Source organism: Glycocaulis albus (genome assembly GCF_014639075.1).
In the GTDB taxonomy this organism is placed as follows: Bacteria; Pseudomonadota; Alphaproteobacteria; order Caulobacterales; family Maricaulaceae; genus Glycocaulis; species Glycocaulis albus.
In genome coordinates this window covers 132501-141595 of record NZ_BMFS01000008.1, presented here as the reverse complement: position 1 = coordinate 141595, position 9095 = coordinate 132501, and the positions used below count along the sequence as shown (strand labels likewise).

Annotated in this window: 3 protein-coding genes, 1 tRNA gene, 2 rRNA genes and 1 pseudogene (1 of these 7 only partly in view); 3 read left to right on the top strand and 4 right to left on the bottom strand. The window is 61.0% G+C overall.

Annotation, left to right across the window (positions count from 1 at the left end):
- Positions 1-557: pseudogene (locus IEV75_RS10050) on the top strand (IS3 family transposase); the annotation flags it as partial.
- A 70-nt stretch (positions 558-627) separates the two neighbouring features.
- Here the strand turns inward: IEV75_RS10050 and IEV75_RS10045 are convergent.
- Positions 628-1662 carry an AraC-like ligand-binding domain-containing protein gene (locus tag IEV75_RS10045; protein WP_188452426.1) on the bottom strand — a complete coding sequence of 345 codons (1035 nt, stop codon included), beginning with the start codon at positions 1660-1662 and terminating at the stop codon, positions 628-630.
- Positions 1663-1982: 320 nt separating this feature from the next.
- Here IEV75_RS10045 and IEV75_RS10040 point away from each other — a divergent pair, with 320 nt between their 5' ends.
- Positions 1983-5972: an autotransporter domain-containing protein gene (locus IEV75_RS10040; RefSeq protein ID WP_188452425.1), complete on the top strand. Its 3990-nt coding sequence runs from the start codon at positions 1983-1985 to the stop codon at positions 5970-5972.
- Between the two features lie 84 nt (positions 5973-6056).
- Here the strand turns inward: IEV75_RS10040 and IEV75_RS10035 are convergent.
- Positions 6057-6133, bottom strand: a tRNA-Met gene (locus IEV75_RS10035).
- A gap of 326 nt (positions 6134-6459) precedes the next feature.
- Between IEV75_RS10035 and IEV75_RS10030 the strand changes: the two genes are divergently transcribed.
- On the top strand, positions 6460-7527 hold the full coding sequence (locus IEV75_RS10030; RefSeq protein ID WP_188452424.1) for a 2OG-Fe(II) oxygenase: 1068 nt from the start codon (positions 6460-6462) through the stop codon (positions 7525-7527).
- 120 nt (positions 7528-7647) lie between these two features.
- On the opposite strand, the gene rrf is transcribed toward IEV75_RS10030, so the two are convergent.
- Both rrf and IEV75_RS10020 read right to left on the bottom strand, forming a co-directional pair.
- A 5S ribosomal RNA gene (gene rrf / locus IEV75_RS10025) occupies positions 7648-7762 on the bottom strand.
- Between the two features lie 92 nt (positions 7763-7854).
- Positions 7855-9095, bottom strand: a 23S ribosomal RNA gene (locus IEV75_RS10020) (it continues 1547 nt past the right edge of the window).

Here is a 9095-nt window from a genome sequence, read left to right as displayed (position 1 = left end):
CCCAAGGATATGGGCATGCGCTCGATCATCGCACCGAATGTGCTTGAGCGAGCGTTCCAGGCGGACGGTCCGAACTGCAAATGGGTGGCCGACTTCACCTATATCTGGACCGCGCAGGGCTGGCTGTATCTGGCCGTGGTCCTGGACCTGTTCTCCCGGCGTGTAGTGGGCTGGTCGATGAAGGACGCTATGACGGCGCAGATGGTGACGGACGCGCTGATGATGGCGATCTGGCGACGTGGCCGGCCCGATGCGCTGTTGCATCACTCCGATCAAGGCAGCCCGTATACCAGTGAGAGCTTCCAGCGGTTGATGGCCGATCACGCCATCACATGCTCGATGAGCCGCTCGGGCAACTGCTGGGACAATGCGGCGATGGAGAGCTTCTTCTCATCGCTGAAAACCGAGCGGATCAGGAACAAGGTCTATCGCACCCGCGACGAGGCCCGTTCAGACGTGTCGACTACATCGAACGCTTCTACAATCCCCGCCGCCGGCACTCGACGCTGGGCTATCTCAGCCCCATCGAGTACGAAAGAAGAGCTATGGAAGCTTAGGATGCTGTCCACTGAACCGGCAGCAGCTCACTGCCGTGTTTCGCCGGATTAGGCCAGCGTGACCAGGCTGTCAGGCAATCGCCCCGATCCAGAAGGCGTACTTAGTATCTCCGAACTCGCTGCTTACACGGACCTCCACAGGATTGGCCGAGTATTGCGATGACCGGATGCAGGACGGACTGACGCCGAAACGGGCGCGGAAACACCGCGAAAAGTGCGCAGCATCCGCAAAACCCCAAGCATAGGCGATATCGGCGATCTGACGATGATAGCTGGCGGGCGAGGCAAGATCTGTAAAAGCCCGGCGCAGGCGCATTTCACGTACATAACAGGCAATCCCGCCACAAGGCTCGAAAAGCCGGTACAGCCTCGCCCTCGATACACCAACCGCCTGGGCGACCAACTCCGGCCCGAGCGATGGCAGCGGCAAATTATCCTTGATGAAGACCTGGGCCTTCAGCAGCAAGGCGTGATCCGCTATCGCGGGAGGATCCTCGGCCGTCATCCCGCTGCCATTCATGGCCAGCGCGGCCAGCTCGACAAGAGGCTGCGCTGCAGCAGGCGCCTCGGTCAGCGACAGGCTGCCTGACACCCGGCAAAGAGACATGATGTAGTCACGCAGCAGCAGCCCCGCACTGCTGCCGGAATCGAACACATGTCCGTGCACGCTGTCGGGTGACTTCAGAAGCGGGGCCAGGCGCCGCCTCGGTATAAACACGTTCAGGATTTCATAATCCGTCGTGCGCGAACTGAACGTGTCTGCGTGGTCCAGCACAACGAAATCACCGGCCTTCGCCCGTGTGGAGCGCGCGCCGCACTCCATCTCCACGGAGCCCCGCAGGAAAACATGAATCTGATAGTGATCAATGCCGTCGCGCGCGATCCGCCCGGCCGATCGCGAGAAACGCTGTGCGCCCAGCTTGCAGTGATTGATCACTATCCCGTCGAGCAGAAAACTGTCCACGCGCGCCGAAAAGCGCTCCTCCGACTTCTCATCGTGAGCGCTGACGTCAAACACGACGCCGATATTCTCGCGCCACGCGGCAAATCTGCCGGCTGGCGCGATGCCGCGCGTATTGAAATAGGAAGTCTCTATCAACCCCATTGCAGACGCTGCCCGCCCCGTCGCGTACCCAGTCATTCACTATACACTAAATCACCCAGATACGAGTGAAAAACCGGGCAAGCCTTGCAGCCACCCATCCGCCTGCACGCAAACGGGGACAAACGCGGCCGGTATGCTGCCCGTCTCATTTTCTTGCCTATGCGTCTCAATTTTTGCGCGATGACTTCCCGGCGCGCGCGGAACGGGCAGAATTTAACCATGGATTACGGGCTGGCTGGTCCAGCCGGAACGCAAAGCTTTGGGGAAACAAGGCGGGGCATTGCCAAGAACCTGGCCCGCCGCCATGCCGGGGTTTACACATGTCACAGAAATATCTGGCCGGTGCCGTCCGCGCCGTGGGCGCCGCCTCTGCCGCGTGCGTGCTGGCCACACTGCCTGCCCAAGCCGAGGGCTCAACCGGAGACGCCGAAATCCGCTTCGTCCGCGGAACACCCGGCCAGTCCATATTCTGGACGTTCTACACCTGGCACCCTACCCCCTGGCCCGGAGAATGCATTGAGGAACGCTACGTGAATTTTCCCGGTCAGGAGGCACGTCTTGACCGGCGGGGACTGGCCAGCAATGGCTTCTGTAATCGCGACTGGCAGGGGAACCCCCGTCCAATAGAGGCGGCAGACCGCTTTGGCCTGGTGCCATACGATGGGCCGATAGGCGATTTCGACCGTAACAATATGGTGCTTTACTGGACGCGGGGAGTGAGCCACCTGCCATGGGATGACCCGTGGAACCGGAATGACCGGGCCGACGGCTCTCATCTGAACTTTGTCATGTGGGGCGATGACGGGCCACTGGTCTCGCCATCCCGGCGTACAAGCTTCAGGGTCGAAACCGGGCCGGACGGGCAGCAGCGCTGCATCTCCGAGACGAGCTCGATACCCGGGGTTTCCCTGCTGGCAACGCCTCCGAGCATTTCGGAGGTGGACATGTATCTGTGCACACAATACGCGCAGAATGCCTCACACCGGCCGGAACGCTTTGCGCAGCGGGGCGGCAGCTCGCCGTTATTGCCGGACGGTTGGCCTCCCCGCCATACGGGGCCTGGCCCGAACGCGCTGCTGTCATCTGTCCGCACCAACCCTGCAGGTGCCAACAGCTCGGCCCTTGCGGGCAACGCACCGGCCATGCGCCGCAACATGCTCTTCAACGACGATTTGCCGCCAGGCGATGCCGTCGACACCACTGCAGCCCTTCCGAACGTCGCTTACGTCGCAATCGAAACGTCGACTGGTACAGGTAACTGTAGCGGCACAGTCATCAACCGCCGTCAGATACTCACCGCCGCGCACTGCGTGGACATGGCAGACCTTGAGAACATCCGCGTCGGTTTCGGCAATCCGGTCGACTCTGCGCCCTTCGGCGTGTTGTCGGTGAGCTATCATGAGGACTGGGACAGCAATGGCCTGGGCGGGTCACTCAAAGGTGCCGACATTGCGATCATCACGCTTGATGACCCGGTCCTTTTCGTGCCGCCGGTGCAGCTGGACGCCAGTAACACCAGCGCCGCCTCACTGGGCGATATCGTCCTGATCAGTGGCTATGGATCGTTCGGCAACCCTTCGACCGGACTGGTCAGCGGCGGTGATGGCCAGCGCCGGATAGGGCGCAACGTGCTCGACTTCGTCGGCACGGCCACGGACGTTGCCCCGCTCGCAGGCCTTGTGAACCCGGGCACGCAGTACCCGCTGTTTGCACTTGATCTGGATGATCCGTCCGGCGCAGGCCCGAACATTCTGGGCGGCGGCGCAGTAGATGGCGAGGCCATCGCCTCTCCGGGCGACAGCGGTGGCGGCCTGTTCATAGAAACAGCAGACGGGCTGGTGCAGATCGGCATCGTGTCCTTCGGTTATGGTATCGCCAACCCCGCCAATCGCTTCGCCTACGGCGCGGCTGACTTCTACACACCGGTATTTGCCTTCCGTGACTGGATTGATGCCGCTTCCCCCTTCATTCAGGCCAGCACGGTCGGCGGCAATGGCAACTGGAGTGATGCGGGCTACTGGGCTGATGGCATCGTGCCGCAGAATTTCAACGGCCCGTTCGCGGTCACGGCCGGTCCGGTCTTCACGCCGCTTTACGAAGTATTCCTCGATGGACCCGGCCTCACCCGGGTCGAGGATGGCGACTTCTTCGAGATTGACGCGCTGGCGCTTTCCGACCCGGCTGCCGAACTTGGCATTTCGGAACTGGGCGTGCTGATCGCGGAAAGCTTCGTCGATATTCAGTCTGGCACTATCTATCTCGACGGCATTCTGGGCACCAGCCAGATGCGCGTCCAGGATGGCGGCGAACTTCTGGTAACGGAGAACGGCGTTTTTGTGGAAACCGCTCCCGTGTTCGACGGCGGCGTCTTTCAGCAAGGCGGGCTGATCGACGTGGCAGGCCTGTTCTTTACCGACGGCCTGATCCTCTCGGGCGGACAGTTCACCCTGCGCGATACCGGCTATTACTTCGACTATGGCGGATCACTTGTACTGGATGGGCGGCTGGATATCGACGGGTATTGGGATACCGACCTGTTCACCCAGTTCGGCGGTCTCACTGATATCGGCGAGAGTGGCATCCTGTTCGACTATCAGGGAATTTCGCTGCTGGGCGGCGGTACTCTCAATGTCGATGGCGAGTTTGACACCCTCGCCTTCATCCATGACGGCGGCACTGTGGCCGGGCGCGGCATCATCCTCGCTCCGGACATATATTACCATGCTAACGGCATCATCATGCCGGGCGGACCGGTACCGGGAACGCTGACCATTGATGGCAACTACTACATGGATTCCGGTGCGGCAGGCGCGTTCAGCCTGCACACCGATCCGGCGCTCTCCAACTCGCTCTTCGTCACCGGCTGGGCAGAGATATACGGCACCATAATACCGGTGTTCGAGCGGGATTTGCCCTCACGCGGTGACAGCTTTGTACTCGTCGAGGCACTCGGCGGCACGCGCGGCGATCCGCAACTGGAACGCCCTTCCCTCTCACCCATGATTGACTTCCAGCTGAGCTTCACCGGGGACAGCCTGGTGCTCTCACTCATCGCCCGTGACTTCGCCGACTGGGCCGGGTCACCACAACAACAGGCCGTTGCGGGGGCCCTGGATGCCGCGCTTGCGCCGTTTGGCGGGGATTTGCCCCCTGGCAGCTTCGGGGAGCTGGTCAATACGCTGGACTATCTGCCTGAGGGCAGCGACGTTTCGCGTGCACTGGAAAGCCTGAACCCGGCCGAAACCTTCATGCTCGACACTTTCGGTTTCGCCTTGTCACGGGTGCAAGGCAATATTCTGGCCGGACGCACCGCCGCACTGGCACGCGGCACCCAGGGGGGCTACGCCCTTACCGGCAACACGCGCCTCTCAGGCTTTTCCGGCTTTGCGCCGGGCGCCGCCAGCATGGCCATGGCATCATCGATGATGCAGGTGGAAACGCCGCAACCCGCCCATGCCTGGGATCGCCTGCCCGACCACACAGGCGTCTTTCTCACGGGCACGGTCAGCTCCGCAGACTACACCTTCGTCCATGGACGCTCAGACTCCAACATGGTGTTCCTGACCGGCGGTGCAGACCGGCGCGTAGGCGAGAACAGCCTCATCGGATTTTCTGCTGGCTATGGTCAGTTCGAAACCCGCTCACAGTATCGGCGTGCCGACGGCGAAGCGCTCTCTGTGAGTGTCTATGGCGGCCATGCCCCGGGCAACGCCTATGTCAGCGCCTATGCCGGGTATGCTCTCATGGATTACCAGATCGCACGCCCGGTCTTTCTTGGCGCACCCAGCGCCGGCGGCACTGTGCTGACAGCCCGTGCCGACACCGGCGGCTCCCAGTTCATGGCGGGATTTGACGCCGGCCTCACCCTCGCGGCGGGTGCCTTTGAATGGGGACCGGCATTGCGCCTGCGTCATGCCAGCACCCGGTTTGACGCCTATACTGAAACCGGTGCCGGTGTCCTCGGATCACGCATCGACGCCCGTTCACAGGACGAAACAGTGGCAGGGCTCGGCGCCTATATCGCCCAGAGTTACAATCAGAACGGCCGGCAGAGCGAAATCTATGTCCGGGCGTTCCACCAGATCGAACTGTCCGGTTCAGACCGCACCGCGCAAGCGACGCTCACGGGCGCGCCTGTTACCTTTCAGGTTCAGGGGCGTGGACGCGATGACCACTTCTATACCCTCGAGACCGGCGCCCGGATCGACATTTCCCGGCAATGGAGCCTTGATGCCGCATTCGCGGCAGACACGGGGCGGTCTGATGGCAATGCGACCAGCCTTTCCCTGCAGGCGCGCTGGCGCTTCTAGGCTCAAGGCGGCCTTAAACAAAAAACGCCCCGGATGGTCTTCCGGGGCGTTTTCCTGTTCCATCTGATGGCAGTCAGATAATTCTGGGTGCGGGGGCAGGATTTGAACCTGCGACCTTCAGGTTATGAGCCTGACGAGCTACCGGGCTGCTCCACCCCGCGTCAATGCCGGTTTGTCCCCCGGCTATGGGGAGCGTGTAACTAACCAACCCGCGAGGGTCCGTCAACCGGATGTAGCGAGCTATTAACAGCGCTGGAATTCATAGGTTAGTCGGTTAGTCTGCTACAATTCCGCCCTGACGGGGAAACTACGCATGCCATCCCTTTTTGATGAGGCAATTGCGGCCGACAGATCAGGCGACATGCCTCGGTCACGGCGGCTGTTGCAATCAGCCTTGAAATCCGGCGATGACCGGGCCCGCTTGCCGCTGGCGGGTTTGCTTCTCGATGGGCGTGGAGGCCCTGTCGATCCGGATGGAGCGGTAAAGGTGCTGGAACCGATGGAGCCCAGCAATGCAATTGCCCGGCGCATGCTGACAACTGCGATGGCGCTGCGTCCGGGCGGTTTTCCCGACGCGATCCGGCGGCGGCTGGAGCATGCGCGCAAAGGCGATCGTGACGCAGCGGTACAGCTGGGCGTGCTTCTACTGGATAGCCACCCGGCCCAGTCATTTCACCTGCTGCAGGGTGCAGCCCGCCAGGGCGCCGGCCTCGCGGCCGCAGCCCTTCTTCATCACGCACGCAATCACGGCGGGCTTTGGCCAGAACTGGAGCATTGGCTATTCGGGCTTGCGGCCACGGGCTACCCGCTGGCCGGCCCTTTAAAGACCGCGATGGCTGAAATGCCGCGCACCTCACGTGCGCCAGTCCTAACAACAGCCCCAGAAGAGCTGGAACGACTTGATACCGCCTGGCCAACCTCCGAGGCATCGCGGACGACGCTCAGCGAGACGCCCTCGATCCAGTCCTATAACGCGATGGTCAGCCACGCATCTTGCGATTATCTCCTGGCGACGGTCTGGCCCACCCTCAGGCGCGCGGAGGTTTTTGATCCGGTCAGTGGCCGCACCAGCCTGGACGCCCACAGAAAAGCCTATTCCACAAGTATTCCACGCTCCTTCCAGGATCTCGCTATCGCCCGCATCGTCGCCTGTATGTCCGCTTGCGCCGGAACCAGCGCTGCATTCGCGGAAAACCTCGCGATCCTGCTGTATTATCCAGGAGATGAGTACAAGCCTCACCTCGACTGCTTCACCTCCGATGACGGCTGGGCAAGTGCCGAACTGGCCGCGCAAGGCCAGCGCCGGGCCACCTCTCTGGTGTCGCTTAACGGCGGCTACGGCGGCGGGGAAACAAAATTTCCCCGCCTTGATATAAGTTGGCGCGGCAAAAAGGGTGACGTCCTCACCTTCAACAACGTAACCGGTGACGGGGCCGCCGATCCGCTGAGCCTTCACCAGGGAATGCCGGTAATATCGGGCTGGAAGGCGCTAGCCAGTCTATGGTTGCGTGAGCAGATACCCGGTACCGACGGCGTCGCGCAGCGCGCTGATTGAAGCGTAATGCGTAATAGGATGCAGGCCCGCCGAGCCCCGAGCAAAACAAAACCCCCGCCGAAGCGGGGGGTTCATCATTTTGATTGGAAAGAAAAAGGATAACTGGCGTCAAACGGGCGGACCGGGCGGCGACCTACTCTCCCATGCCTTAAGACATAGTACCATCGGCGCTGAGGGTCTTAACGGCCGTGTTCGGGATGGGAACGGGTGGGGTCCCCTCGCTATAACCACCCGGTCGGCGCGTTTGACGCGGTTTCACAGAGACATTTTATCCTGACTAATTTCGGGCTTCATGATGGACGAGGCGATCGCCATTCATGAGCTACGCAAATCAAGCCTATCGAGCAATTAGTACTGGTCCGCTCCACGCATCGCTGCGCTTCCACTTCCAGCCTATCAACGTGGTGGTCTTCCACGGCTCTCAAGGGATACCTGGTTTTGAGGGGGGCTTCCCGCTTAGATGCTTTCAGCGGTTATCCCGTCCGCACTTAGCTACCCTGCTATGCTGCTGGCGCAACAACAGGTCCACCAGAGGTGCGTCCATCCCGGTCCTCTCGTACTAGGGACAGCTCCTCTCAAGTATCCGACACCCACGGCAGATAGGGACCGAACTGTCTCACGACGTTCTAAACCCAGCTCACGTACCGCTTTAATTGGCGAACAGCCAAACCCTTGGGACCTGCTCCAGCCCCAGGATGCGATGAGCCGACATCGAGGTGCCAAACAATGCCGTCGATATGGACTCTTGGGCATCATCAGCCTGTTATCCCCGGCGTACCTTTTATCCGTTGAGCGATGGCCCTTCCACTCGGGACCACCGGATCACTATGGCCGTCTTTCGACTCTGCTCGACCTGTCAGTCTCGCAGTCAGGCAGGCTTATGCCATTGCACTCAACGAGCGATGTCCGACCGCTCTGAGCCTACCTTCGCGCGCCTCCGTTACACTTTGGGAGGCGACCGCCCCAGTCAAACTACCCACCACACAGGGTCCCGGACCCGGATAACGGGCCGCGGTTAGACGTCAATAAGGATAAGGGCGGTATTTCAAGGATGGCTCCACATGGACTGGCGCCCACGCTTCAAAGCCTCCCGCCTATCCTACACATATCATCACTAACGCCACTGTGAAGTTGTAGTAAAGGTGCACGGGGTCTTTCCGTCTGACCGCGGGAACCCCGCATCTTCACGGGGAATTCAATTTCGCTGAGTCTCTGTTGGAGACAGTGGGGAAGTCGTTACGCCATTCGTGCAGGTCGGAACTTACCCGACAAGGAATTTCGCTACCTTAGGACCGTTATAGTTACGGCCGCCGTTTACCGGGGCTTCAATTCGGAGCTTGCACCCCTCCTTTTAACCTTCCGGCACCGGGCAGGCGTCAGACCCTATACGTCGTCTTGCGACTTCGCAGAGCCCTGTGTTTTTAGTAAACAGTCGCCACCCCCTGGTCTGTGCCCCTGGACACTGGTTGCCCAGCGCCAGGCTCCCTTCTCGCGAACTTACGGGAGCAATTTGCCGAGTTCCTTCAACAGAGTTCTCTCAAGCGCCTTGGTATGCTCTACCAGTCCAC

Excerpts from the sequence above, each read along its gene's own strand:
- IEV75_RS10040 (WP_188452425.1), top strand. The coding sequence starts at position 1,983 with ATGTCACAGAAATATCTGGCCGGTGCCGTCCGCGCCGTGGGCGCCGCC.
- IEV75_RS10045 (WP_188452426.1), bottom strand. The coding sequence starts at position 1,662 with ATGGGGTTGATAGAGACTTCCTATTTCAATACGCGCGGCATCGCGCCA.